Source organism: Nocardia sp., from assembly GCF_025465275.1.
In the GTDB taxonomy this organism is placed as follows: Bacteria; Actinomycetota; Actinomycetes; order Mycobacteriales; family Mycobacteriaceae; genus Nocardia.
Map to the genome: position 1 here is coordinate 1 of NZ_JAODNK010000120.1, position 24,383 is coordinate 24,383.

The 24,383-nt window shown below is 66.4% G+C and carries 22 protein-coding genes and 1 pseudogene; 15 read left to right on the plus strand and 8 right to left on the minus strand.

The annotated features are described in order from the left end of the window. Positions 1-233, plus strand: a pseudogene (locus JWN03_RS26600) (long-chain fatty acid--CoA ligase); the annotation flags it as partial. Between the two features lie 204 nt (positions 234-437). Here the strand turns inward: JWN03_RS26600 and JWN03_RS26605 are convergent. The 4 genes from JWN03_RS26605 to JWN03_RS26620 form a co-directional block, all read right to left on the minus strand. Further along, a complete protein-coding gene (locus JWN03_RS26605; protein WP_297620641.1) occupies positions 438-839 on the minus strand; it encodes a nuclear transport factor 2 family protein in 402 nt (133 codons plus the stop codon). A 78-nt stretch (positions 840-917) separates the two neighbouring features. Continuing rightward, positions 918-2,315, minus strand: a complete 1,398-nt coding sequence (locus JWN03_RS26610) for a serine hydrolase domain-containing protein (protein ID WP_297620644.1) — start codon at positions 2,313-2,315, stop codon at positions 918-920. A 39-nt stretch (positions 2,316-2,354) separates the two neighbouring features. After that, a complete protein-coding gene (locus JWN03_RS26615) occupies positions 2,355-3,371 on the minus strand; it encodes a poly(ethylene terephthalate) hydrolase family protein (RefSeq protein ID WP_297620648.1) in 1,017 nt (338 codons plus the stop codon). A 163-nt stretch (positions 3,372-3,534) separates the two neighbouring features. Continuing rightward, positions 3,535-3,816, minus strand: a complete 282-nt coding sequence (locus JWN03_RS26620; RefSeq protein ID WP_297620650.1) for a hypothetical protein — start codon at positions 3,814-3,816, stop codon at positions 3,535-3,537. A 425-nt stretch (positions 3,817-4,241) separates the two neighbouring features. Between JWN03_RS26620 and JWN03_RS26625 the strand changes: the two genes are divergently transcribed. The 7 genes from JWN03_RS26625 to JWN03_RS26655 all read left to right on the plus strand — a co-directional run bounded on the left by JWN03_RS26625 (position 4,242) and on the right by JWN03_RS26655 (position 11,651). Continuing rightward, positions 4,242-4,646: a hypothetical protein gene (locus tag JWN03_RS26625; RefSeq protein ID WP_297620653.1), complete on the plus strand. Its 405-nt coding sequence runs from the start codon at positions 4,242-4,244 to the stop codon at positions 4,644-4,646. Between the two features lie 97 nt (positions 4,647-4,743). Next, on the plus strand, positions 4,744-6,228 hold the full coding sequence (locus JWN03_RS26630; RefSeq protein WP_297620656.1) for a condensation domain-containing protein: 1,485 nt from the start codon (positions 4,744-4,746) through the stop codon (positions 6,226-6,228). Positions 6,229-6,231: 3 nt separating this feature from the next. Next, positions 6,232-7,506 carry a glycosyltransferase gene (locus tag JWN03_RS26635; protein ID WP_297620660.1) on the plus strand — a complete coding sequence of 425 codons (1,275 nt, stop codon included), beginning with the start codon at positions 6,232-6,234 and terminating at the stop codon, positions 7,504-7,506. Then, entirely contained in the window at positions 7,503-8,462 is a 960-nt protein-coding gene (locus JWN03_RS26640) for an ATP-binding cassette domain-containing protein (RefSeq protein ID WP_297620664.1), read from the plus strand. The genes JWN03_RS26635 and JWN03_RS26640 overlap by 4 nt, the downstream gene beginning before the upstream one ends. Then, positions 8,459-9,292: an ABC transporter permease gene (locus JWN03_RS26645; protein WP_297620667.1), complete on the plus strand. Its 834-nt coding sequence runs from the start codon at positions 8,459-8,461 to the stop codon at positions 9,290-9,292. The genes JWN03_RS26640 and JWN03_RS26645 overlap by 4 nt, the downstream gene beginning before the upstream one ends. A gap of 16 nt (positions 9,293-9,308) precedes the next feature. Continuing rightward, positions 9,309-10,715 (plus strand): hypothetical protein, encoded by a 1,407-nt coding sequence (locus JWN03_RS26650; protein WP_297620670.1) that lies wholly within the window; start codon positions 9,309-9,311, stop codon positions 10,713-10,715. Between the two features lie 120 nt (positions 10,716-10,835). Then, complete coding sequence (locus JWN03_RS26655) at positions 10,836-11,651, plus strand: hypothetical protein (RefSeq protein ID WP_297620673.1); 816 nt, start codon at positions 10,836-10,838, stop codon at positions 11,649-11,651. Between the two features lie 70 nt (positions 11,652-11,721). Here the strand turns inward: JWN03_RS26655 and JWN03_RS26660 are convergent, their stop codons facing one another. Further along, a complete protein-coding gene (locus JWN03_RS26660; protein ID WP_297620676.1) occupies positions 11,722-12,285 on the minus strand; it encodes a PadR family transcriptional regulator in 564 nt (187 codons plus the stop codon). A 149-nt stretch (positions 12,286-12,434) separates the two neighbouring features. Between JWN03_RS26660 and JWN03_RS26665 the strand changes: the two genes are divergently transcribed. Both JWN03_RS26665 and JWN03_RS26670 read left to right on the plus strand, forming a co-directional pair. Continuing rightward, the gene (locus tag JWN03_RS26665; RefSeq protein WP_297620679.1) at positions 12,435-13,433 is read left to right on the plus strand and encodes an AurF N-oxygenase family protein; all 999 of its coding nucleotides are present in this window, start codon (positions 12,435-12,437) and stop codon (positions 13,431-13,433) included. A gap of 80 nt (positions 13,434-13,513) precedes the next feature. After that, on the plus strand, positions 13,514-15,016 hold the full coding sequence (locus JWN03_RS26670) for a flavin-containing monooxygenase (protein WP_297620681.1): 1,503 nt from the start codon (positions 13,514-13,516) through the stop codon (positions 15,014-15,016). Between the two features lie 38 nt (positions 15,017-15,054). Here the strand turns inward: JWN03_RS26670 and JWN03_RS26675 are convergent, their stop codons facing one another. Then, positions 15,055-15,477, minus strand: coding sequence for a hypothetical protein (locus JWN03_RS26675; protein WP_297620684.1), 423 nt, complete (start codon positions 15,475-15,477; stop codon positions 15,055-15,057). A gap of 438 nt (positions 15,478-15,915) precedes the next feature. On the opposite strand from JWN03_RS26675, the gene JWN03_RS26680 reads away from it, so the two are divergent. The 4 genes from JWN03_RS26680 (at position 15,916) to JWN03_RS26695 (ending at position 20,446) form a co-directional block, all read left to right on the plus strand. Further along, a complete protein-coding gene (locus JWN03_RS26680; protein WP_297620687.1) occupies positions 15,916-16,938 on the plus strand; it encodes a helix-turn-helix transcriptional regulator in 1,023 nt (340 codons plus the stop codon). Then, on the plus strand, positions 16,935-18,362 hold the full coding sequence (locus JWN03_RS26685) for a pyridoxal phosphate-dependent aminotransferase (RefSeq protein ID WP_297620690.1): 1,428 nt from the start codon (positions 16,935-16,937) through the stop codon (positions 18,360-18,362). The genes JWN03_RS26680 and JWN03_RS26685 overlap by 4 nt, the downstream gene beginning before the upstream one ends. Before the next feature lie 8 nt (positions 18,363-18,370). Beyond that, positions 18,371-19,318 (plus strand): hypothetical protein, encoded by a 948-nt coding sequence (locus JWN03_RS26690; protein WP_297620693.1) that lies wholly within the window; start codon positions 18,371-18,373, stop codon positions 19,316-19,318. Between the two features lie 69 nt (positions 19,319-19,387). Beyond that, positions 19,388-20,446 carry an aminotransferase class V-fold PLP-dependent enzyme gene (locus tag JWN03_RS26695; protein WP_297620695.1) on the plus strand — a complete coding sequence of 353 codons (1,059 nt, stop codon included), beginning with the start codon at positions 19,388-19,390 and terminating at the stop codon, positions 20,444-20,446. A 21-nt stretch (positions 20,447-20,467) separates the two neighbouring features. On the opposite strand, the gene JWN03_RS26700 is transcribed toward JWN03_RS26695, so the two are convergent. Continuing rightward, complete coding sequence (locus JWN03_RS26700; protein WP_297620697.1) at positions 20,468-21,127, minus strand: hypothetical protein; 660 nt, start codon at positions 21,125-21,127, stop codon at positions 20,468-20,470. Positions 21,128-21,278: 151 nt separating this feature from the next. Continuing rightward, positions 21,279-22,823 (minus strand): carboxylesterase/lipase family protein, encoded by a 1,545-nt coding sequence (locus tag JWN03_RS26705; RefSeq protein ID WP_297620699.1) that lies wholly within the window; start codon positions 22,821-22,823, stop codon positions 21,279-21,281. A gap of 67 nt (positions 22,824-22,890) precedes the next feature. On the opposite strand from JWN03_RS26705, the gene JWN03_RS26710 reads away from it, so the two are divergent. Beyond that, positions 22,891-24,330 (plus strand): ROK family transcriptional regulator, encoded by a 1,440-nt coding sequence (locus JWN03_RS26710; RefSeq protein WP_297620701.1) that lies wholly within the window; start codon positions 22,891-22,893, stop codon positions 24,328-24,330. Positions 24,331-24,383 lie beyond the last annotated feature (53 nt).

The window sequence follows — 24,383 nt, forward strand, 5'->3', positions numbered from 1 at the left end:
CCGCCGACGTAACCATCGAAGCCCTCACCACCAACCCCGCGCTGGTAGCGGAAGTCGAAGCCGCAGTAGCCGATTCCAACACCAAGGTCTCAAAAGCCGAGTCCATCAAAAAGATCCGCATCCTCGCTGCCGACTGGACCCAGGAAACCGGCGAACTAACCCCCAAACTCTCCCTGAAGCGCGCAGTAGTCCTGGAGAAGTACGCCCCCGAGGTAGCAGCCATCTACTCCTGACCGCCCCTCCCGCACCGAACAGCCTCGCCAGCGCCGTACAGCTTGTGTCCGCGCCGTACAGCTCGCGTCCGCACGAACAGCCTGTGTCCGCACCGAACAGCCCTTGCCGCGCCGAACAGCCTGCGTCCGCGTCTAGCAGCCTTTATCGGTGCTGTTGGGTGCGGACACGGGCTGTGTGGCTTCTTCAGGCGAGGGGGTGCCGGGCTATCGGCCGCCGAGGGGGACTCGGCGGGCGATCACCTTTCGGTAGCTGATGCGCCAGCCTTCGGGGTGGTGGGTGACGGTGTCGTGGTAGACGACGCTGCCTGCGGTGCCGTCGGCCTGGATGCCGATTCCCTTGGACTGCACCAGGATTCGGTCATCGGATTCGGTGATAATGATATTGGTGACGTGGTGGCCGACCGGGTTGGCGTCACCGGCGGCGAGGGCGGCGGCGTGGATGGCTTCGATTCCGTGGAGGGAGCCGTAGCCGAAATCGGTGACGTCGTAGGTGATGTCGGGGGTGAAGAGTTCGGTCATTCGGTCTAGTTCGCCCGCGTCCATCAGGTGGCCGTGCAGGGATATGAGGTCGGCGATTTCGCGGCGGTCTTGTTCGGTGAGTGCCATGGGCCCGGATGGTAGGGGCAGCGACCGGCGAATGCTCGCGAATAAGACTTGCGGATTGTGGGATCGGATCGTGGCGGGCTAGCGCTGGCCGTGGTTGAGGGCCAGGAGAGCGGCGGCCAGTTGGGCGCTGGTGTCCAGGGTGGCGGCGAAGATGTCCTGGGGAACGAGTTTGCCGTTGCACCAGAGGATATTGCAGTTGCCGGAGGCGTACGGGCCTGTGCCCAGTAGGATTTGGGCTACCTGGGCGGGGTCGGTCCAGAAGGCGAGGTCGTCCAGGCTGCCGATCACCGGGCCGAAATTGTCGTTGTAGTGATAGGGCTCGTCGTAGGGTTCGGCGGGGACGTCGGAGACCGATGCGGTGACGCGGCGCAGGAATTCCTTGTTGTCCGGGTTGGATTCGGCGGCGAGGGATGTCTGCACATTGTTCGGGTCGATGCCTGCGGGCACGCCCAGTCGGACGATGACCATGTCGCGGCTGGGGATGATGGCGACGAACTGGCCCAGTGCGCCCACAAAGGAATACAGGTCACGCGGCGCGCCGGGGAACATGGCGTGGTCGAAGACCTTGGCGGTGGGGACCGTGGCGGTCTTGTAGGAGTCACCGGCATTGAGCCAGAAGAGGAATCCGTAGCCGCCATTGGCCGCGGTGGGCTGCTGTGCCTGGCGAATGTAGTCGGGGTCGATCAATTGCCGGTCACCCCAGCGACCGTTGTCGAGCATGAGCCGGCCGAGGCGGGCGATATCGTCCGCGCGCATGGCCATGCCGCCATTGACCGCGGTATTGCCGCTGCGATCGCGGAGCCAGATCCAGTTGGCGCGGTCGATGCCCAAGGGGGACATAAGTTCTCGCTGCACGAAGTCCTGGAAATCCATGCCGGTGGTGATTTCCACGATCTTGGGGAGCAGTGCCAGCACGGCCTGGCTGTACTGGAAGGTGGTGCCGGGTTCGAAAGCGAAAGGCGCTTCCAGGTTTTGGAGCACTTCGTCGGTGGCAATGCCGGCAATGTCGGCCGCCCAGCTGAACCGCAGGCCGGTCGTCTGATTGAGGACCTGGCGCACAGTCAGCGCCGCGTGCGCGGGATCGGCCTGGGGAAAGAACTTTCCGAGCGGATCATCGAGGCCGAAGTAGCCCATGCTGATGGCCCGGCCGATGGCCACCGATGCGACGCCCTTGGTGGCGCTGGCCAGTGGCACCGGCAGATTGCCGGTGCCGGTGCGATCGCCCACCAGGCAGCCGTGCCGATACACTTGAATGGTGTAAGCGCCCTTGCTGGAACCGAAGTCGATGGCATCGGACAGCGCGGCGGGATCGATGCCCGACGCCGCCGGATCACTGCGCGCGAAGGCATCTGCACCCGCGGGATCGGCGCAGCTGTTCACGGCCGAATCGGCTGCGGCGATGGGGGAGACGAGCGTGTATGCGGCGATGGTGAGGGCTGCACCGACACCGCCCATCCAGCGTCGGCGAGTACTCATGAAAGGTCCTTATCGAAAAGCGTTATTCGAGACAGTGATTCACTGAAGCGTGTTCGCCAGCGCATTGCGTTCTACACTGAAATACGTTGTGTCACTGGGCAGCGACCAATCGGGTCCGACGAAGAAATGCTTCGCGGTCTCATCCCCGAAGGCCACATACCGCAGCCAAGCCACGGCAGTACCCGCAGACCGGTAGTTCTCGATCCCGTCGACCGGCGAGAAATGGCTGACACCACGGGCATTCGCAATCCACGCCGGCGCATTGAATGTCACGTTGTACTGCCACCACCGCACCCATGCGAAGTCCGGCACCACAAAATCGTTGTAGCCGGTGAGGTACAGCGTCGGGGCGTTGAAGAGCGCACCGACCGCCACCGGCCCGGGCTCGATGGCCAGCACGCCCGCCACCCTCAAGGTGGGATCGATCGCCGATGCCACCGGCGGCAGCAGGGTGGCAATCTGCTGCGCCGCACCGCCGCCGGCGGAATGCCCGGCAAAGATGGTGCGCGACAGATCGATTCGAGTGAACAGCGGCGAATTCGGATCCCGATCGGCCCCGATCGCCACGGCCAGCCCGGCGGCGGGCACATAGGCCAGCGAGTTGAACCACTCGTAGGGCACCGTCACGACGAAGCCATTGCTCACCCACTGCCGCACCAGCCGGTCGTACATACCGGGATTGGCATCGATCCCGCCCGTGAACACGATGAGCGGCGCACTACCCAGGTCGGCGATATCGGCCGGATAATAGGTGTTCACGCCGGCGGGCGATTCGAGCCCGTTCGGAAACGCCTGCGTACAGGTCATATCGTCGGTATTGCCGAACAGGTGCACGGCAATGTGCTGGAGCATCCCGGCGATGGACTCCTGGCACGGATTCGTCCGCACCGAAGTCGCCACCGGATGCGTCCCCATACCGCCGTACACATTCTGAGCAGTCGCCGCGGGCACGGGCGCGGCCTCATCGGCCGCTGCCGTCGCACCCCACGAACCAGCGAACACGGTTGCCGCGGCCAGCACTGTCGCCACGGCGTGCCGCGGTGCCAAAACCCTCATCATCGAGGTCCTTCCGTCCCTATCCCAGCCGAATGTTGTGAAACCAGCTGGTCTCAGAGCAGGATAACGGAGAGTGGCGTACAACACAATGGCCCTCGATTGCGAACTGACACACAGCTGATCGCACCTGGTCCGGGTCCGCATCGCGGCGCAGTGTGATCGATCAGACGTACCAGTGGGCGGTGCGGGCGGAGTCGTAGAGGCGGTCGAAGACACGGTGGTGCAGGGCTCGGGCGGACTCGAGCCGGTCCTCGCTCACGCCGCGGCGGCCGAGGAACGGCCAGGCGACGGTATCTCGAAAGTTGTAGTGCAGGTGTTGGACTCCGGTGATGAGTTGTTCGATTCCGCTGTGCAGCCGGACGCGCGCGTTCCAGGCCAGCCGGATCGGGGCGGGGGAGGTGCGCACGCGGTCGCCGATGCGCTGGGTCAGAAGAGGTTGCGGCACTGGGAATCTCCTCGTCGAGATGGGGTGCGGACAACGGTGCCAGAGTTCGCGCCCCAAGTGTCCCAGACGGTTGAAGAATGGCGGTAATGGTCAACCTCGTGACGGGCCCTGCCGGGTCACGGCGGGATTGTGCTTCCGTTTTTCTAATTCCGCGCGCTGAAAACAGTGAAAGTGAATGAGGGACCAATTTCACAGTTCAGTGGTGTGGAGCACAGTGAAAGGCTCGAGAACAATTCGTTAACCAACTGTTAGCGCGCCTGTATGTTGCGGTGATCGAATTTCGGTGATGTTCTTGGTTCGCGCCCGTTTCAGAGGCGCCATTCTCGGCAGCGTTGCCGCCGCACTTCCCACTCTGTTTGTCAGCCGAGTCGCCATTTCTGGCGCACAGCTCCAACTGGTGAAGGTTCGAAAGGATTTCAGGCCACATGAAAGCACCCTTCGTCATTCGTGCCGCTGCCGTATTCACCGGCGCCGCACTGACATTCATCGCGCCTGCCCTGGCTACCGCCGCACCGGCGGGAGGCGATGTCTCGCCTCCCGCCGATGCGGGCAGCTCGAGCACCGCACAATCCGTCCTACCGCAGCTCGGCACGGGCAGTGCCGCCGCGGGTACCGGCAGTTCCACGGCATCCGGCGTGCTCGGAGCCCTGGGTACCGGCAGTGGCGCGGCCGGATCATTCGCGGGATTGTTTCCCGGACCCGGCTCGGTCCTCGGTCTGCTCGGCACCGGCAGTGGTGCCGCGAGCGGATCCGCACAGGCGGGCGGCACGCTCGCACAGGCACTTGGTTCCGGGAGCGCCGCAGCCGGCGCAGGCTCCTCCGGTCGCTAATAGCTTCCAATTCGCCGCAGCGTGAATTAAAGGGCGAGATTTTACGAAATCTGTACGGCCCTACCGCTTGGCATGAAATTCGATGAGGGACGTCGATATGGAATACACACACCTGTCCGAATTTGCTTTGCGCCCCGGCGCATTGACCCTCTGGCACCCCGAGCTCGCCCCCGGCCATGAGTGGATGCCGGATGAACGGCCGCTCACCAGCGTGCATGTCCGGCACTGCCAGGAGACCGATGCCGATGACCCCCGGCCCGGCCGTGGCCGCTGGATCGGCACCATCTTCGAAATGGACGCGCCGTTCCACGCCGAACAATGGCGGGAGACCGTGCGACTGTGGCACGCCCGGCACGAGGGCTTGCGCACCACCCTCGAAACCCGCGCCGATCCCGAACCGCGACGACTGGTCTGCGACGCCGCGGCCGTCACCGTCGCCGATCTGCCGGTGCCCGGCATCACCGCACCCGAGGTGATCAGCGAGTACCTCTGCGACGCACTGGAATTGCGGCTCTCCCCACTGGTGTGGCCGCATTGCCTGCTCGCCACCGTCGAGCACACCGAGACCGCCGACTTCACCGTGCTGGTCGCCGCCGACCATTCGGTCATGGACGCGTATTCGCAGGCCATCGTCATTCTCGAACTGCGCACGCTCTACCGGTCGGTCGTGCGCGGCGAACCGGCGCGGGAATCGGCCACCTTCGGCAGCGCGGCGGACTTCGCGGCACTGGAACGCAATACCGCCGCCGCGCTCACCCCGCAGTGCGAGTCCGTCCGATTGTGGCGGAAGTTCCTGGACGGGTCCGGCGGCATGCTGCCGCGATTCGAACCCGTCATCGCACCCGGATGCACTACGTCCTCGGCGTTGCCGCAGACCAGCATCTCGCGAAAGCTCTTGTCGCTCAGCGAGCTCGAACATATCGAGATGGCGGTGGCGGCGCGCGGGCACCGGCTGTCCGTGGCCATCTTCACCGCACTGGCCATCGCCTACCGCCGCACCTTCGGCTACATCTCCATGCGGGCGATCATGCCGATCGCCACCCGGCCGGATCTGCAATGGCTCGAATCCATGGGCTGGTTCGTGAATGTCGTCCCCCTCGACCTCACGCTCGCACCGGATCTGGATCTCGACAGTGCGCTGGAAACGACTCGCACGGAGCTGCGCCGAACCAAGGTAGCCAATGACGCCACCTGGACTCGCGCCCTGGAACTGCTGAACTGCACCGATCACCCGCGATTCGGGATCTCATTCCTCGATATCCGCGTCCTGCCCGATTACGAACTCGTCGAATCCCTGCGCGGCCACACCCTACGGGCCGAGTCCTATTCAGGTGACGAGGTCTTCTTCTGGGTGGTCCGCGCCGCCGACGGACTGCGACTCTCCACGCGCTTCCCCGCGGCCTTCCCCACCGCGGAGATGGATCGCTTCCTCGGTGAATTCACTCGCGCCATAAGAGACTTCGTTATCCCCGCTGTACCGGATGTCAGCAGGGTGCCGTCCTCTCATGTCGTGAACGACCGTACGCCGGTGGTCGGCAATGCTCCGGTGCCGCAACTGGTTTCGGCTCCGGCGCAGGGCTGACCCATGAAGGTGCTACTCGCATTCGCCGGCAGCCGGGGTGACGCACAACCGGGCGTACTGCTCGGCCGGGAGCTGGCGAACCGGGGGCACCGGGTGACGGTGGCGGTGTCGCCGAATCTGGTCGAGTTCGCTGCCTCGCACGGGGTTTCAGCCGAGCCGTTCGGCCTCGACAGCGCGGAGTTGCTGCGAGCGCAGCACACCGACCACCGCTTCGCCGATTGGAACCCGATCGAGCGGGTACATGCCCTACTGGATCTGCAACGGCGCGGATTCGCCGAGGCCGCACGGGACCTACTGGAAATTGCCAGTGACACGGACCTGCTCGTCACCGGCATGGCATGTGAGGAAGTCGCCGCCGAGGTCGCGAGGCAACGAGGCCTCCCCTTGGCGGCGATGCACTTCTTCCCGATCCTGCCGAACCGCGCTGTTCCGGTTGTGCCCGCCGCATGGGGCCGGCGACTTCCGGGGGTGATCAACCTCCTGGGCTGGCGGGCGCTGACCAGAACCCGCGCCTGGGCCCTCGCTCCCGAAATCACAGCGCTGCGCCGCGGCGAGGCCGATCCGAAGCCGTTGGTGCGTACGGCTGTTCAGGCGTACGACGTGGAGCTGTTTCCCGGGCTCGATGTCGAGCTCGCCGGTGCCCCGATCACCGGCTTCCCGGTGGTTCCGGACGTGAGCGGAGCCTCGGCGCTCCCGGACGGTGAGCTGGCGCAGTGGCTGCGGGCGGGCGACGCACCCGTCTACGCCGGATTCGGTTCGATGCACATGACCGATCCGCGCGAAGTGGAGCGCATGGTCCGGGACGTATGCCGCCGGCAGGGCAAGCGTCTGCTGCTGGCGGGCGGCATGTTCCGCGCGGACATCAGTTCCGAGGTAGCGGTTGTCGCCCAGCTCGACCATCGGGCGGTTCTCCCGCTGTGCGCGGTGGCGATCCACCACGGTGGCGCCGGAACCACGGCAGCGGCGCTGCGGGCGGGCGTCCCCTCGGTGATCTGCTCGGTCCAGGCCGATCAGCCGTTCTGGGGCCGCCAACTCGAGACGCTCGGTCTCGGCGCCACCCTGCTCTTCGCGGAATTGACCGCGGATCGGCTGGAGCAGCTGCTGATTCGAGCCACCGACCCGGCCGTCATGCTGCGGGCTTCTGCCTACGGCATGCGGTTTCGTGACGACGGCGTGGCCCGGGCCGCGACTGCCGTCGAATCCCTTGCGCCACCGGCTCGTTCGGCATCGCTGCCGTCGAGTCCGATGACCATCCTCAAGATCGGAGGTGACCGATGAGCGTCGAGAATGCCATCGAAACCCAGGCGCTGGGCAAGACTTTCGGCTCGCTCACCGCGGTGGACGCGGTGGACCTGCGGGTCGCCGCCGGCTCGGTATTCGCACTGCTCGGCCCCAATGGCGCGGGCAAGACGACCGTGGTGCGCATGCTCGCCACCCTGCTGCGGCCGGATAGCGGCAACGCGCAGGTCTTCGGGCACGATGTGGTGCGGCAGGCGACCGCGGTGCGCTCCATGATCGGGCTCACCGGCCAGTACGCCGCGGTGGACGAGAATCTCACCGCGCTCGAAAACCTGCGGCTGTTCGGCCAATTGCTCGGATTGACCCGGCGCGCCGCCTCCCGCCGAGCGGACGAACTGCTCGAGGAGTTCGAGCTGACCGCCGCCGCCAAGCGGCGAGTGGCCACCTTCTCCGGCGGTATGCGCCGCCGCCTGGATCTGGCGGCCACGCTGATCACGCTGCCGCCCTTGATCTTCCTGGACGAGCCGACGACCGGACTCGATCCGCACACCCGCGAGCGCATGTGGACGGTGGTGCGCGGACTGGTCGATCGCGGCGCGACCATCATGCTGACCACCCAGTACCTGGAGGAGGCCGATGCGCTCGCCGATCGCATCGCCGTCATCGATCACGGGACAGTGGTGGCGGAAGGCACTGCGAGCGAACTCAAGTCGTCGCTCGGTGAGGAGATGCTGCGCATCGACCTCGTCGAGGCGGCCCAGCGCCCGCTGGCCGATGCGGCCGTGGAACGCATTACCGGAGTCACTCCGCTGCACGGGGATACACCGGCCACGCTCACAGTTCCCCTGCGGGACATCGACAGTGCGGCCGATGTGCTCACGGCCTGCCGCACCAGCGGTATCCGGCTACGCGGTTTCGCCGTGGACCGCCCGGATCTGAATTCGGTCTTCCTCGCCCTCACCCAGCATTCGACAGACAGGAGGGCTCTCTCATGACCGTCCTCACCGAAGCACCGGCGCCGACCGTTCCAGCGCCGCGCATCGAACGCCGTCCCACTGTTGTCCACATCGGACCCGGTGCGGCCCTGCGGCAGTCGCTGACCATGGCCAAGCGCGGCATGCTGACCTTCCGGCACAGTCCGCAATTGCTGTACGACGCTGTCCTGCTGCCCATTATCGGACCGCTGCTGTTCGGCAGCGTCTTCGGCACCGCCATTGCCGGCAGCCTGCACGCGTACCTGCCCACCCTGGTGCCGGGCGTACTGGTGCAGATCGTGCTCACCTCCTCGGTGGCGACCGGCGTACAGCTGTCGGAGGACATTCGCTCCGGCGTCTTCGATCGCTTCGTCTCCATGCCGATCGCCCGATCAGCTCCGGTCACCGGTGCGCTGGTCTCCGGTGCAACGAGATACGTGATCGCCGCGCTCATGGTGCTGATCGTCGGATTCGGCATGGGCTACCGGCCGGAACACCCCGGTGGCCTGATCGCCGGTGCCCTGCTGGTGGTGCTCGCGACCACGGCTCTGAGCTGGATCTTCGCCTTCATCGGCGTGACCGTGGCCCGCCCGGCAGCGGTTCAGGGCATGTCCATGCTGGTGCTGACCTTCCTGAGCTTCGCCTCCAATGCCCTGGTGCCGGTGCAGTCCATGCCCGCCTGGCTGCGGCATGTCTCCGACTACAACCCCGTCTCGCATCTGGTAGCGGCGGTGCGCACTCTCGCCGATACCGGGCACGCCGGATCCGACCTCGTCTGGTCGGTACTGGCCGCGCTCCTCGTTGCGATCGTCTTCGCACCCTTGACCGTTCGCACTCTGCGTAATCGCTGAAACGGAGGAACCCCTCATGGTCGCTCCCACCGCTCCCGCTCGTCTGCGCACCGCCTCGCCCGATGTGGCCGCCCCGGTTCGCATGAACCGCCTCACCGCTGATGACGACCTGTTCCTGAAACTGCACGATCTTTACGGGAACGCACTGGTCAACCAGCTGGCCTGGCGCTTCGACCAACCCGTGCATCCCGCCGTGCTGCAACGATTCCACGCTCATCTGGCACGCGGTTTCCTGGCCCGTCGGGTGCGGACGACGGCGGTGCCGTTCGCCCGTCCGTGGTGGGTGCCCGCCGCCGAGTCCATCCCGCTGGCCCACCAGACCGAGCCGGTCGCCGAAAACGGTGTGCTGGATTGGTTCTTCGCGCAGAGCCAGGTGGATTTCGATCCGCGCACCGGCCGGGTCTGGCGGCTCTCGGCTGCTCCGACCAGCACCGGCGGCATGCTGCTGTCCCTGGTCACCTCCCATGTCGGCGCGGACGGCGGCGCGGTGCTCTACGCGGTCGGCGATGCCATGCACCGGCTCGATATCGGTGCGCCGCTCGATACCGAGGCGAGCTCGGGCGGATTGGTCGGCGGCACACCGCGGATCGGGTTGTACCGCAGGCATATCGGCGACGCCATCGGCCAATTGCGGGCGGCGGCACAGGGAGTGCGCGCGGCGGTGGCCACCCGCGCCGTGCGGGAACCCGCGCGGAACCCGCGCCCCGCCGAGCCGGTGCTCCCGCTGTCCGAGCGGCACTCCGCGGCGGACCTCGTCGTCGAAGTCGGCCTGCCCGAATGGCATTCGGTCGCCGTCATGCACGACGGCACCGCGAACGGCCTGATGATCGGCGTTGCCGTCGGCATGCTCGGCCGCTCCGGCCGGATTACCGACGGATCGACCGTTCGCGTCGACATCCCGCACTCCATGCGGGTGCCCGGTGATCCGCGCGGCAATGCCACCACCGGCCTGCCCATCGCCGTGCTCTACCGCGCCGGTGAGCTCACCGATCTCGCCGAGGTGCGCGTGGCCGTGAAACAGGCCGCCCGCGCGTACGCCGATCCGGCCACCACCCCTGCGCTGCAACACCTCCAGCCGGTGCAGATGATGCTGCCGCGTTTTGTGCTCGACCGCTTCTCCCGCACCGCCAAAGCCCCCGAATGCCTGTGCACCAATCTCGGCGAGACCGGCCGGGCGGTCGCCACCCTCGGCGATGTGCGCGCCCGCTCGGTGCTCATGCGCCCGGTGGTCTGCACCAACGACACCGAACTATTCCGCCGCGTGGAGGTCGGGCTCAATATGTCCTGGTCCAGCGACGGCGACACCGTCACCCTGGCCGTTACCGGTGCGGACCCGGACCGCTTCCCGACCAGGGATGCCCTGCGCGAGTGTGTGGCGGCGGAATTCGAAGCCTGGGGGTTGCACCCGACGTTCTGGTCGTAGCGGTTATCCTTGATATATGTGTGTGGGTATATATAAACTGTTAAGTTTCTTCGGGTAGCATCGCCGGGAACCTCAGTCGAATATGTGCCTACACACATCCCTGCCCAGGAGGAACATCTCGTGCGCACCATTGCGGGCATCACCGCCGTACTGGCGATTGCCGGCTTCACCCAGGCGGGTACGGCTGCCGCGGCCCCGTCGTCCGCCACACCGCTGGACACTCTCACCGCCTGCACGGCCCAGGTCGATGCGCCGGTCCTGCTCATCCACGGCACCGATGCCTCTGTGGAGAAGAGCCTCGGCCCCGTACGGCAGGCCCTGCTCGATGACGGCCGCTGCGTCTACGGCCTCGAATACGACTCGCAGCAACCGATTTCGGTCTCGGCTGACTACTTCACCGCAGCGGTGGACCGCATCACCGAGCTGAACGGCGCGAGTTCCATCGATGTGGTCGGCAAATCGCAGGGTGCGTTGATCGCCCGGGCGGTGAGCCTGGAACTCGCTGCCCGCCCGGTGAATCCGGTGCGCGCGGTGGTTGCCGTCAGCGGTCCGCAATACGGTGTCGGCAAGACTGTGGCCGGGGTCGATATCGCGCCGCTGGTCGCCCCGGTCGTACCGCCGAACACCTCCGCGCTGACCGATATGCTCGCCGGTTCCGCATATCTGACCAGGCTCAACAGCCGTCCGATGGTTGCTCCCGGCGTGCGCTACACCATGATCGCCAGTCGCGACGACGAGCTGGTGACGCCCTACACCTCGGCCTTCATCGAAGCTCCTGGCGTCAGCAATATCCTGCTCCAGGAAGGCTGCCCCGATGATCACGCGGGCCATATCGTCGAGTCCACCGATCCCCGATCCGTGGATCTGGTGCTCAATGCCCTCGATCCGGTCCGGCATCCCACTCTGCGCTGCGCCCCGAACGAGGACCGGAAGTAGCTCATGCACAGGAACATCAGCCGCCGCGCCTTCACCCTGTACTCGCAGGCGGTGCTCCGCACGGCGTGAATCAGGTCTCGGGGCGATTCTCGAAATCGGCGAGGGTGACCTGGAGCCAGCCGATATAGGAGGCGGTCGAGGCCCGCCCCTGCTCGTGTGCCGCCCGCATGACCTCGGCGGCCCAGCCCGCGTCAATCTCGCTGATGGGTGCGAGCGCACCCTTCAGCTCATCGACCCGGGTCGGAGTGCGCACCTGGGCGAGCCGATAGTCGAGCTCGGTGCGCAGCACCTCGATCGCAGTGCCGCGCCCGAGCATTCCGGCGAACATGAACCGCAGCATGAAGTCGGGGTCCATCGGCCGCGGCGCCGGCTCGTACGGGCTGTTCGCCCAGTCGAGATACGCCTGCCGACCGGCTGACGTCAGCCGATACACCTTGGCGTCGGGCTTACCGGCCCGGGCGTCCACCTCGAATTCGACCAGTCCGCGATCGACGAGTTTGCCCAGCGTGCGATACACCTGCGGCAGCGAGACCCGATAGCCGATGAAGCGTCCCGGTCCGTCCATCCACTTGCCCAGGTCGTAGCCCGAGAGCGGGCGCAGGCTCAGCATGCCCAGGATGAGGGTGTCCAGCATGGTCTCAGCCTATGTGCTCGTGCATCTATCGCCGTGATTCCCGATGCGTTGCAGGGAGTTGCCGAAGCGGCCCCTGCTGTTGACGGCCTGCCAATATAGGTGTAACCATGAGATACAGTTAATTAAGTCACTCCCGAGAGGCTCTGACAATGGCGTCAGCAACCGTAAAAGCCGATCCCGCGGTCGAACTCGCACAGCAGTATGCCGAGAAGGTGTTGTTGCTATCGCAGGGCTCGGTCGACAAGCACTTCGATCCTTTCACCGATATCGATTGGGACAGCCCGGATTTCGCGGTGGATGCGCACGACCGCCGCTGGATTCTCCCCGAATCCGGGGATATGTTCGCCCGGCATCCCTGGTATCGGGCCCTGTCCGACGCTCGCAAGATCGAGATCGGGCTGTGGCGGCAGGCCAATATCTTCAAGGTCGGCCTGCAGTTCGAGACCCTGCTCATCGGCGGCATGGTGCAGCACACGTTCAAACTGGCCAATGGTGATCCGGAGTTCCGGTACTGCACCCACGAGGTCATCGAGGAGTGCAATCACACCCTGATGTTCCAGGAGACGGTGAACCGCATCGGGATCGACGTGCCGGGGATGGGGCCGATTCTCAAGCGGCTCACCTATGTGGTGCCGCCGCTGGCGTCGATCTTCCCGAATCTGTTCTTCATGGCCGTGCTGTCGGGCGAGGAGCCGATCGACCACATTCAGAAGTCCATCCTGCGCGCCGGCGAGCAGGTGCATCCGATCATGCGCGGTGTCATGGCGATTCATATCGCCGAGGAGGCGCGGCATATCTCGTTCGCGCACGAGTTCCTCGAACACCATGTGCCGCAGACGAATCCGCTCGAGAAGCTGGTGCTCTCGCTGGCCTTCCCGATCATCATGTGGATCGGCGGGCGGGCGATCATCATTCCGCCGCGCGCGTTCTTCCGGGAGTTCGACATTCCGGCGCAGGTGCGCAAGGAGGTGTTCTTCGGATCATCCGACTCCAAGGAGACCTTCGCGGGCTACTTCGGTGATGTGCGGGCGCTGGCCAAGCGCATCGGCCTGATGAATCCGGTGTCGAAGACGGTCTGGAAGGTGCTCGGCATCGGCGGTTCGACCACGCGGTATCGCTCGGAACCGGACCGCACCCGGGCAGAGTAGACGTTACTCTCGATAACACGTAAACTCGTGGCACTCGGACGACGGAGCCCGGGGCGAGAACAGACGAAACGGGTACCTCAATGACGCGGCATGTCGACGTACTGATCATCGGCGCGGGCCTGTCCGGAATCGGCATGGCCTGCCATCTGACCAGGGAGAACACGGGTCGTAGCTACCTGATTCTCGAGCGTCGCACCGCGATCGGCGGTACCTGGGACCTGTTCAAATACCCGGGCATTCGCTCGGACTCCGATATGTACACCTTCGGCTACGGCTTCCGGCCCTGGATCGGTACCAAGGTCCTGGCCGACGGCCCGCATATTCGCCAGTACGTCGAGGACACCGCCGCCGAATACGGCGTCACCGACCACATTCGCTTCGGTCGCAAGATGACCACCGCGAGCTGGAACAGCGAAGCCGGCGTCTGGACCGTCGAGGCGCTCGACGAGCGCACCGGCCAGGCCGAGACCTACACCGCCAACTTCCTGGTCGGATGCACCGGTTACTACGACTACGACAAGGGCTACCGGCCCGAGTTCCCCGGCGAGGAGAAGTTCACCGGCCAGATCGTGCACCCGCAGCACTGGCCCGAGGATCTCGACTACGCGGGTAAGCGCGTGGTGGTCATCGGCAGTGGCGCGACCGCCATCACGCTGATTCCCGCCATGAGCGATACCGCCGCGCATGTCACCATGCTGCAGCGTTCGCCCACCTACATTGCCGCGCTGCCCGCCAACGACCCGGTCGCCGTGGGCCTGAAGTTCGCGAAAGTGCCTGCCGCCATTGCCTACAGGGCCGGCCGGGCCCGCAATATCGCGCTGCAGCGGGCCAGCTACCAGCTCTCGCGCACCAATCCGGCGGCATCGCGCAAGCTGATGCTCGCCATGGTGCGCGCGCAGATCGGTTCCGGAATCGATATGCGGCACTTCACCCCGTCGTACAACCCATGGGATCAGCGGCTGTGCGTGGTGCCCAATGGCGACCTGTTCAAGGTGCTGCGCAGCGGCAAGGCCTCCATTGCCACCGATCACATCGACACCTTCACCGAGACCGGCATTCGCCTGAAGTCCGGTGAGGAGCTGCCCGCCGACATCATCGTGAGTGCGACCGGCCTCCAGGTACAGATGCTGGGCGGCGCCACCCTCGAGGTGGACGGTGAGAGCCTGCAGACCCGAGACCTGGTGGCGTACAAGGGCGCATTGCTCAGCAATGTCCCCAACCTCATGGTCGTCCTGGGCTACACCAATGCCTCCTGGACCCTGAAGGCCGACCTGGCCGCCGAGTACTTCTGCCGCCTGCTCAACCATATGAAGGCCGAGGGCTACACCGAGGTGGTGGCGATTCCCGAGGAAGGCGACCGCTCCGAAGCCTCGCTCATGGGCGGCGCACTGACCTCCGGCTACATCCAGCGCGGCGACAGCGTCATGCCCCGCCAGGGCACCCGCGGCCCGTGGCTGGTCATCAACAACTACTTCCGCGACCGCACCATGCTGCGCAAGGGCGCCATCGAGGACGGCATCCTGCGCTTCCGCCGCGGCACCCGCAAGGCCGTGGGCGTACCGGCCGAATCCCGCTCCGCCTGAGCGGACTTCGAGTACCCGCCAGCCGCCGGTAGGGCCGATCAGGTCCTACCGGCGGCTGTCTGTGGTCGGCAGCGGCACTGGCGCGAGTGGCCGTGATCGTGCCCGGCCGCAGAGGTGTCGGTTGAGCCCTCTGCGTGGGGCGCCGGGATGCACACGTTCTGCCGATTGCGAGCCAGATCGCGCTGTGCGATCCGAATCGATAGCTGGACAACGACTTCCCGGAGCGTGACGCCCAGTTCCGCTGCCCGGAAGGCGGCCAGTTCGAGCGCCGCCTCGCCGTCGGCGAGTTCCGGATCGCTCAGGATCTCGTCGAGCACCATGCCGCTGACGGCCTGTTCGAGGGTGAGGCTGCGATCCGGCAGCCAGGTCAGAACCCATTCGTCTTCGGAAGTAGTTGACCGGAGCGCGATTTCGGGAGTCACATCACTGGTGATCAACCACGTGGTGAGTGCGAGGGCCATGGGTGCGAACACCTCCTCGGGGGAGCTGCAGTCACTCGGTTGCGACTGCGGGCGGTGCGGTCGGAGCTCTGTTCGAAAGTGACTGTGCCCCAATGCTAGGTGATGACACGTTTGAGTAGAAGCGAGTTTCGGTGCTGGATAGAGATATTTCAAATCGTAATTTGCTTGTAAAGTGTCACTGAGATCAGTAAATATCTACGATGTGCTCAGTAATACGCGTGATCGCCTGGATTCAAGGGAGGCCGGCCCGGAATCAGGGCACAGATGACTGCCGTTCGGCGTTGAAGTATTTGCTGCCGGAGGCGGTTTCGATCTTTGCAAGACTGCAAATCGAAAACTCTCTCGACTTGCGTGGCACACATGACACATCGTGCTTAGGATGGGTGCCGCATGGCACGTGTGGGCTCAGCAGCACGGCAACACGATGGGAGACACCGCATGTCTCGCTCCGCCGCGGACGGCGAGCAGGTCGGCAAGCTGGTCCGGCGACTCCGCAAGGAACGCGATCTCACGCAATTGCAGCTCGCCGAACAGGTGGGCTGCTCGCGCAGCCTGGTACAGCAGATCGAAAACGGCACTCGCATACCGCCTCTCGCGCTACGCGAGCGGTTGAGCTCGGTGCTGGGCGAGCGGCTGCCCACCACGGGCAATGAAACCGAGGCCGACGTCGCCAATAGCGATCTCCGCATGCGGTTCAATATCCTGCTGGGCAAGGACCCGGCGGCGGTCGAGCGGGTACTGGCGATCGCCCAGAGCCTCGTCGATGCCGCCGCCGCGCGCGATGAGGTCGCACCGCTGCGCGATATCGCCGAACGGCAACTCGAGCGCGCCGAAGAGGTTTTGACACAGATACCTTCGGGCAGCGCGACGGTGTGGGAGTGGAACACCATCAATGACTGGCTCACGGTGCTGGGTCGCGCGTCCCGGGCTGTCTGCGCCATCCACACCGCGGACCTCGGCACCATCGGTGGCGACCTGGGCGACGAGTACCACAGCGCCATTCTGCGATTGGCCGCCGGCGGGATCGTGGTCCGCCGGCTCTATGTCCTGGACGAGATCGCGGATGTGGTGGCCTACGAGGACAAGATCTGGCAGCAGGTCAAGGCCGGGGTGGAGACCGTCCTGGTCAACCGGCTGCACGCCAGCAATGCGCAGAGCATGCTCATCGTGGACGAGAGTTATGTGACCACAGGCGAATACGACTACGCCCGCCGCGAGCGCGTCGCGACCCGCTTCTCCGCGCTCAAGCACGATGTGCGGTTCGCGCAGAGCAGGTTCGACAAGCTCTACGCACTCACGAGCTCCGGAATGGCGCTTGTGGTCAACGAGGTCATGGCGCAGCCGGAGTTGGCACGGTTCCAGCGACTCGGGGAAGAAGACTGTCGCACGGCATTCCGAGAAGCACTGACGCAGGCGTGGAACAACGGCATGGTCGATTCGGTCGAAGGCGCGCCCCGGTGACCGATACCGCAGCCGTGCTGTGCCCGGATCCGGTGCGCATGACGAACCGCTCGGATGAGCGCAAGAAGTTCGCCCGCGTCTACCTCGGTGCGGAGCCCTGGTTCCCCGGCACCGGGGGCCGGACCTATCGCGGTGTCATCGACGCCTATCACGGCGAGACCGGACTGCAAATGGACGATGACACCGTCGCGGCCTTGAACACGGCATGGCTCGAGGTCATGACCCGCACTCAGCCGGACGAGTATCGGGACGGGGTGCTCTATGACAAACGGCAGCCCCTGATTCTCCGGAAACTGGCGGCGGAGCAGCTTTTTCAGCGCTTGTCCGCACCGGCTCCGGGCGTGCCTGGAGTCCGGGTCGATCCGGGCGAAGTCATTGTGTGCCCGTACTCGAGCACCGTCCTGCTGGAGGAGGCGATCGCTACCATCGCCCGCCCGGGCGGGGTACTGGTGTGCCCGGAGGGCTACTACAAGAGCGCCAGCGTGCACGTCGCCAAGTACGGCCTGCGTATGGTGTCGAGCCCGGCGACCGCGGATGATTCGTTCAAGGTGGATCCGGCTGCGCTCGAACGTTGCCTGGAAGAGCATGCGCGCCAAGGGAATCTGTGCGGTGTCATGCTGACGCTGCCCGGTAATCCGGTGGTCGCGGAGTACACCGTCGCGGAACTGACGGAGATCGGTCGCGTACTGGTCGCCGCCGAGGTGCCGATCATCTGCGATATGTCGTTCGATCTGCTGGTGGACGACCATCTGCCGATCGCCGCCCTGTCCGTGCCCACCCCCGACGGCCCGGTGCGGCTCTATGATCGCGTACTCAGCATCACCGGCAACTCCAAGGCCTACAACGCATTCGGGCCGTGCAAGCTGGGTGCGGCCTGCACCGGAAATACCGCGTGGCTGGACGAGATCCGGGCCCGGTTGCAGGTGTCGTTCCAGCGGGAGACCACCCATCTGGCCCGGGCCACCATCGAGCACACCTCGGACGAGCTGCTGGTGCGCAACCGCATGCTGCTGCGCGCTCAGGTCGACGTGGCATGTGAACTGCTGAGCGCGGTCAATGCCCGCTTCGGCGCCGCACTCCTACGCCCGCTGGGCAGTCGGCAGGGCATGTTCCTCACCGTCGAATTCGAGCCCGGACTGATGGCCGCCGCGGGCGTGCGCACCAGTTCGGAGCTGGAGGATCTGCTACTCACCCTGGCCGGAATCGACTGCGTCGCTTTGGATCGCACCGGTTCCCGGCGGCTGGGAGTACGGCTCAATGTGGTGGCGCCGCGCTATGGGGCCGGGCAGGAAGAGGACGCTCCCCGGCTGCTCCGTGAGCTCTTCGACCGGATGGAATATCTGCTCGGACGCCTGCGCGCCGGCATGTCCTACGGAGATGCCTTGCTGGAGCGCCGAATTCCCGCCATCCCCGTCGCATCATGATCGTCGGAGTGCCACGGGAGACAGCCGCACACGAATTGCGCGTGGCGCTGACACCCGACGATGTGGCGGAGTTGTCGCGCCGAGAAGTGCATGTGCTGGTGGAACAGGGCGCGGGCTGGTCCGCTGACTTCACCGATGCGGCCTACCGGGACGCCGGAGCCTCGATCGTGCCGGGGCCGGAACAGGTGTTCGCGGCCGACGTTGTCGCCTGGGTGAAACCCCCTGTGTACAACTTGGATTCGATGCCATTGCGCCCGGGGCAGTCGCTGATGGGCTTCCAGGATCCGATCCATCGGCAGGCCCGGATCGTCGCACTGGATGACCGCGGCGTGAGATCGATTGCCTTCGAGCGCATTCCGTCCGTGGACGGCTCGACACAGCCGGATCCGCTATCGGCCATGAGTCGAATCGCCGGTGATGTCGCGTACCGCACGGGCCGTGCGCTATTGCCCGAGCGGGTGCGGCAGCGCCGGGTCAGGGCATTGATCGTCGGCTGCGGCCACGCCGGACTCGCGGCCATCGCGGCGGCGGTGGCCCAGGATGACCAGCCGCCCACGGCCATCGGTAGCCGAGCCGAGCAGGAGGCCGCGGCGATCGAGTCCGGTGCGGGCGGATTCCTCTTGCAGCCGGATCCGGCCGTGATTGCCGGCTTCATCTCCGACACCGACCCGGAGCTGATCATCTGCGCGGCCGGACATCGCGGCAATGCCGCGCCTCTCCTGATAGATCAAGCCGCCCTCGATGCGCTGACCGCAGGTGCGGTCGTCGTCGATCTCACTGCCAAGGCCGGTGGCAATTGCATTGCGACCGAGGCGAATACCACGGTGCGGCTGGCAGGAAACGTGCAGGTCGTGCACCGTTCCAACTTTCCGGCCGAACGCCCGCGCACTGCCAGTCGCGCGTACGGCGCTGCTACGGTGGCCGCGATCCTGGGATTGACGCCCGACTCCGGCTAGGCCGGAAACAAGCCAGTTTCGGACCAGGTGGATCTTTCCCGCCCGTCGTGCGGCTCGCAGAATGGCGTCATGACGATCGCTCGCACTCCGGCGCCGTTCGCGGCCACTGTCCGGGAGGCGTTCGCGCCCTCGGTGATCTTTCTCAATGCGGCCGGCCACGGCCTGACCCCGAAGTCGGTCGCGGCTGCGGTCGAGGCGGCCGAGCGGCAGCGGGTGACCGGCGAATTCGACAGTGTGGCCGTTGATTCGGCCGTCCATGCCTGCCGGGTCGCATTCGGTGAGCTGATCGGGTTCGAGGCCCGGCAGGTCGCGATCGGCGCGCAGGTCTCTCCGCTGGTCGGCCTGGTGGCGGAGAGCCTGCCACCGGGCGCGAAAGTGATTGTGCCCGAAGGTGAATTCACCTCGGTGCGCTGGCCTTTCCTGGCGCGGCGGGACCTCGAGGTTCGTACGGTGCCGCTGCGCGAACTGGCCGATGCGGTCCGTCCCGGCGACGCGGTGCTGGCCGCCTCCGTGGTTCAGTCGGCCGACGGGAGCGTGCTGGATGTGCCCGCGGTAGTCGACGCCGCGCACGCGTCCGGGGCCCGGGTGCTCCTCGACGTGAGTCAGGCCGCGGGCTGGTTTCCGGTGCGGGACACCGGAGCCGACTGGATTGTGAGCGTGGGCTTCAAATGGTTGCTGGGCCCGAAGGGCACCGCCTTCCTCGCCGGGACGGATGCGGCGCTGGACACCCTGCGGCCACTCGCCGCGGGCTGGTACGCCGGAGACAATCCGTGGACGTCGGTCTACGAACCGTCGCTGGGGCTGGCCACGGACGCGCGCCGGTTCGATGTGTCACCGGTGTGGTCCGCATGGCTCGGGCAGGTGCCGGCCCTGGAACTGGTGCAGTCCATCGGGATCGAGAATATCCGGCGGCACAATGTCGCGCTCACCAATCGCCTGCGCACGGGACTCGGTCTGCCCGAGGGGAATTCGGCCATTGTTTCAGTCGCGGCCACGCCCGAGGCGTTGGAGCGCCTGGGCGCGGCCGGGATCGTGGGAGCAATACGCGCGGGTCGACTGCGGCTGGCGTGCCACCTGTACAACACGGAGGCGGACATCGATCACACGCTGGATGTGCTTATCGGATAGGCGATTCCGTGCGACGGAGTATCAGACCGGCTGGAAGCCCGCGCCCACACCGTTGTCCGCGTCGACGGCCGAGCGGATGGCGTCCCAGGACACCGCGACCACGGGGGAGTGCACGGGGTTCGCCGACGAGGTACAGCTGAAGCGGAGCGCCCGGGTATCGCTGATGAGAACGCTGGAGACCAGGCCCACCAGGCGATCGTCGACGGTCAGCGGGCCGCCGGAATCGCCGTAGCTGGAGCAGGCCTGATCGATGAATCCGCCTGGGCCGGAGGACCATACGACTCCGCACGCCCGGCCGCTGGTACGGCCGTTCTGGCACACCGTATCCCAGGCGGAAGGCACGCCGCCCAAGCCGGCGATGGTGGTGCCGCCGACGGAGCTCATCGGCACAACAGCATTGGAATCGAATTCGATTACGGCGTAGTCGAGTTGCTGATCGGAGCTGGCGACCCGGCCGACCACCCCCGCGTCGGGGAACTGTTCCCCCGACACCGCGGCACCGGCAGCACCGCAGTGCCCGGCGGTGAATCCGACCAGTCGCCCGGCCCCGTCGTACCCGATCGCCGTCAAACTGCACTTGGTGGAGCGGCCCAGCACAATCCCGGACCCGCCGCCCAGTGCTGCCTGCGTATCGCCGGGATCGGCCTGCGCTTCCGCGCCCGGGACTGCTGACAGCCCCATCGTGGCGACCACTGCGGCAGGTACTACCCACCTGCGAAACTCGAGCATCTGGAACCGTCCGTCCGTCTCGACACACTCTGCATTCGGAGTAGTAGCCCCCAGTTTGCCATTTCAAACAGCGAACGGTGTTATTCCGCCGGTCACGCTGCGGTCAGCGGAGCCAGAGCGCGCGCTGAGCTGCGAACGGGTCGGTTTGAACGCGGGGAGAATCCGACCAGATCATGGTTTCGCGCTTGTCGAGCGTGTACCGGGGCCAGGTCGAGCCGGGATCGGAGGTGGTGACGAAGGAGACCCAGCTCTTGTGGATGGCATCGGCGAGCGCTTGCGGCGGATTGTCGCCGGCTACGGCGGTGACACCCTGGGCACGCAGGCAGTCGAAGGCGAAGGGCACGTCCAGGCAGTGGAAGGAACTGCCCGTGTACTCGGGAGCCGTTGATTCCCAGGTGAATTCGTAGAGCCAGGTGGGCTGATTGCGGCCGGCGCGGTCCTCGGCGACGCGGTAGGCGGGGGCGCGGAGCAGTAGATCGCTCTGCGCTTGGCCGAGGAGTTGGGGGGCGGCATCGCCGGGGTAGGCGGCGCGGAAGCCGTCGATATCGGTGGCGGGCAAGCCCATGGCGGCGAAGGCGGTGGGGAGGGCGGCATCGGTGATCGGCTGGTCGCGGGTCATACCGTTGAATTCGTCGCGGGTGAAGCCGAGCAGCAGCGGAACATTGGTTGCGCCACCGGATTTCAGCAGATCCGTCGAGGACAGCGGGATGAGGGTGCCGTCCACGAAAGGTGCCAGGCCGAGCGCGGGCACCGTCTCGCTGCCGGGACCGACGGCGCGTAGTTTGTCCTCGAGATCCTGGATCTGACTGCCGGTGAGGTCGTGCAGCGCGGCGGCGGTCGCCGGGAGCCCGGTGCGCTTGGTGAACAGCTCTGCGACGGCCAATCCGTCCGCTCGGGCATTGGGCTGCGAGAGCGCGCCCGACTCCGAAATGCCCGCGTGGAAAAGGCCTTGCGCGGAGGGTGCGGCCATGAGCGCCCACACCGCGCCGCCACCGGCGGACTGACCCGCGACGGTCACCTTGCCCGGATCGCCGCCGAAGGCCGCGATATTGTCACGCACCCAGGTCAACGCGGCAATCCAGTCCAGGACCCCGCGATTATCGGGTGCGCCCTCCACATGCATGAAGCCCTCGATGCCGAGCCGGTAACCGACGGACACCACGATCACGCCGTCGCGATTGAACGCGGCGCCGTCGTACCAGGGACTGGCCGCACTGCCGGCGACGAAGCCGCCGCCGTGAATCCACACCAGCACAGGCAGTTTGGTGTCCTTGCCGGGGTTGGGGGTGAACACATTGAGGTTCAGGACGCCGTCACCCGGAATGCTGGGCTCGGGGATGGCGGTCACCTCGGTGAGAGATTTGCGCTGCGCTGTGGGTCCGTATTCGGTGCAATCGCGGACGTCGCGCCACGGGGTGGGCGGCACCGGCGCGGCGAATCGTAGATCGCCCACGGGCGGCTGGGCGTACGGGATGCCCAGGTACGCGGTGCCGGTATCGCGGTGTACGCCACTGACGGGACCGTAGGTGGTGGTGACCGTGCCCGAGTCGCCCTTGCTCTCGGATTTTGTGGTCGAACACGCGGTGGCCAGGGCCAGTACACCCGCTCCCAGCAGTAGTGAGCGGCGTCCGAGCTGCGGTGCTGGCATGGCTAACCTCTGGTCCCGAATATAAGTCAATGGTTGAAATAAATCATGGCCAGCATAATGTCGACTCGTGGACCATGCACACACGGGCAGTCCGAGCGACTCCGCCGCAGTCTCACCGAGCGACTCCGCCGCAGTCTCACCGAGCGACGCCGCCGCTGCCTCACCGAGCGACTCCGCCGCAGTTCGCCGCCGCAATCTCGGGCTGGTGCTGCGGCATATCGCCGCGCACGGTCCCTGTGCGCGCACCGAGGTCGCGACGGCCACCGGACTCGCGCACGGCTCGGTCACGGCACTGGCCGGCGATCTGGTGGAGCGCGGCCTGGTGCGTGAGGACGACGCACTGCGCAGCGGCGGCCGCGGACGCCCCGGACGCCCGCTGCGGCTCGCACCCCGGCGAGCGCTGTCGGTGGCGGTGCAGATCAGCTCCGAGCAGCTGCGCGTGGTGGTCGCGGATCTCGCGGGTGCGGTCTTGTGGCGTGAGACCGCCCTGCACAACTGCGCCCCCGGCACACCCGAAGCCATGGCCGATGCGGTGGCCGCAGCAGTGCACCGCGCCGAACACGCCACCCTCACGACGAACGACCGGTTTGCCGCTGCGAAGCGCGCAGGGGAGCGCGACACCGCGCACTCGGCCGATGCCGCCTTGGGAGCGATCGCCGTTTCCGAGCCAGCGCGCGGAGCGGGTGCGGAGACCGCCGCCGTGGATTCCGTGCTTGTGCGCGTGGTGATCGCGATGGCCGGTCCGGTGCGCGACGATGCCGCGCAGACCGTGGTGATGGCCCCGGATTTCGGCTGGCTGCAACCGGTTCGGCTCGGTGCGCTGGTGGCCGGGCGGCTGCCGGGCATGGACTGCCCGGTGGATGTGATCAATGACGGCAATGCGGCGGCGTTCGCGGAGTATCACGCCCGGCCGCGACGGCGCGGACTGGTGCTCATCGAGGCGGGTACGGGTATCGGCGGCGGGGTGGTGCTGGATGGTCGCATTCAAATCGGCAGTCACGGTATCGCCGGTGAACCCGGGCATATGCCGGTCGCGCTCGACGGTCCGCCGTGCGTCTGCGGTGCGCGCGCATGTCTGGTGCTCTACGCCGGACCCGAGGCGGTCCTCACCGCCGCAGGCCTCGGTGAACTGCTGATTCGAGAGGGCTTGCACGCGGCCTCGACTCGGCTGATCGAGGCGCTGCGTGCCGGTGACGAACAGGCCGTCGCGGCGGTCCGGACCGCCGGGCAGGCGCTGGGTGTGGTGATCCTGTCGGTCACCGCCTTGCTCGATGTCGACGAGATTGTGCTGGGCGGCCTGCTCGCGCACTGGTTTCCCTGGCTGGCTCCGACCATCGACGAGCAGCTCGCCGGTCGCCGTGTCCTGGCCCCGGGACTGCAGTTGACCATTGCCCCGGCAGTACTGGGGGAGGACGCCATGTTGCTCGGCGCGATCGAATTCGCCAGGCGCACCGTACTTTCCGATCCCGCGTCGGTACCGCTGCGGCCGCTGCCCACCCGGACCTGACACCAGGCCCGGCCGGCCCGAATTTCCGTCGCGGGAAACTCACCGCAGATTCG

Coding starts and splice junctions, on each gene's coding strand:
- JWN03_RS26610 (WP_297620644.1), bottom strand. CDS start 2,315: ATGAGTACTCGCCGACGCTGGATGGGCGGTGTCGGTGCAGCCCTCACC.
- JWN03_RS26695 (WP_297620695.1), top strand. CDS start 19,388: ATGACGATCGCTCGCACTCCGGCGCCGTTCGCGGCCACTGTCCGGGAG.
- JWN03_RS26640 (WP_297620664.1), top strand. CDS start 7,503: ATGAGCGTCGAGAATGCCATCGAAACCCAGGCGCTGGGCAAGACTTTC.
- JWN03_RS26650 (WP_297620670.1), top strand. CDS start 9,309: ATGGTCGCTCCCACCGCTCCCGCTCGTCTGCGCACCGCCTCGCCCGAT.
- JWN03_RS26625 (WP_297620653.1), top strand. CDS start 4,242: ATGAAAGCACCCTTCGTCATTCGTGCCGCTGCCGTATTCACCGGCGCC.
- JWN03_RS26635 (WP_297620660.1), top strand. CDS start 6,232: ATGAAGGTGCTACTCGCATTCGCCGGCAGCCGGGGTGACGCACAACCG.
- JWN03_RS26630 (WP_297620656.1), top strand. CDS start 4,744: ATGGAATACACACACCTGTCCGAATTTGCTTTGCGCCCCGGCGCATTG.
- JWN03_RS26665 (WP_297620679.1), top strand. CDS start 12,435: ATGGCGTCAGCAACCGTAAAAGCCGATCCCGCGGTCGAACTCGCACAG.
- JWN03_RS26660 (WP_297620676.1), bottom strand. CDS start 12,285: ATGCTGGACACCCTCATCCTGGGCATGCTGAGCCTGCGCCCGCTCTCG.
- JWN03_RS26675 (WP_297620684.1), bottom strand. CDS start 15,477: ATGGCCCTCGCACTCACCACGTGGTTGATCACCAGTGATGTGACTCCC.
- JWN03_RS26700 (WP_297620697.1), bottom strand. CDS start 21,127: ATGGGGCTGTCAGCAGTCCCGGGCGCGGAAGCGCAGGCCGATCCCGGC.
- JWN03_RS26615 (WP_297620648.1), bottom strand. CDS start 3,371: ATGAGGGTTTTGGCACCGCGGCACGCCGTGGCGACAGTGCTGGCCGCG.
- JWN03_RS26705 (WP_297620699.1), bottom strand. CDS start 22,823: ATGCCAGCACCGCAGCTCGGACGCCGCTCACTACTGCTGGGAGCGGGT.
- JWN03_RS26670 (WP_297620681.1), top strand. CDS start 13,514: ATGACGCGGCATGTCGACGTACTGATCATCGGCGCGGGCCTGTCCGGA.
- JWN03_RS26605 (WP_297620641.1), bottom strand. CDS start 839: ATGGCACTCACCGAACAAGACCGCCGCGAAATCGCCGACCTCATATCC.
- JWN03_RS26680 (WP_297620687.1), top strand. CDS start 15,916: ATGTCTCGCTCCGCCGCGGACGGCGAGCAGGTCGGCAAGCTGGTCCGG.
- JWN03_RS26645 (WP_297620667.1), top strand. CDS start 8,459: ATGACCGTCCTCACCGAAGCACCGGCGCCGACCGTTCCAGCGCCGCGC.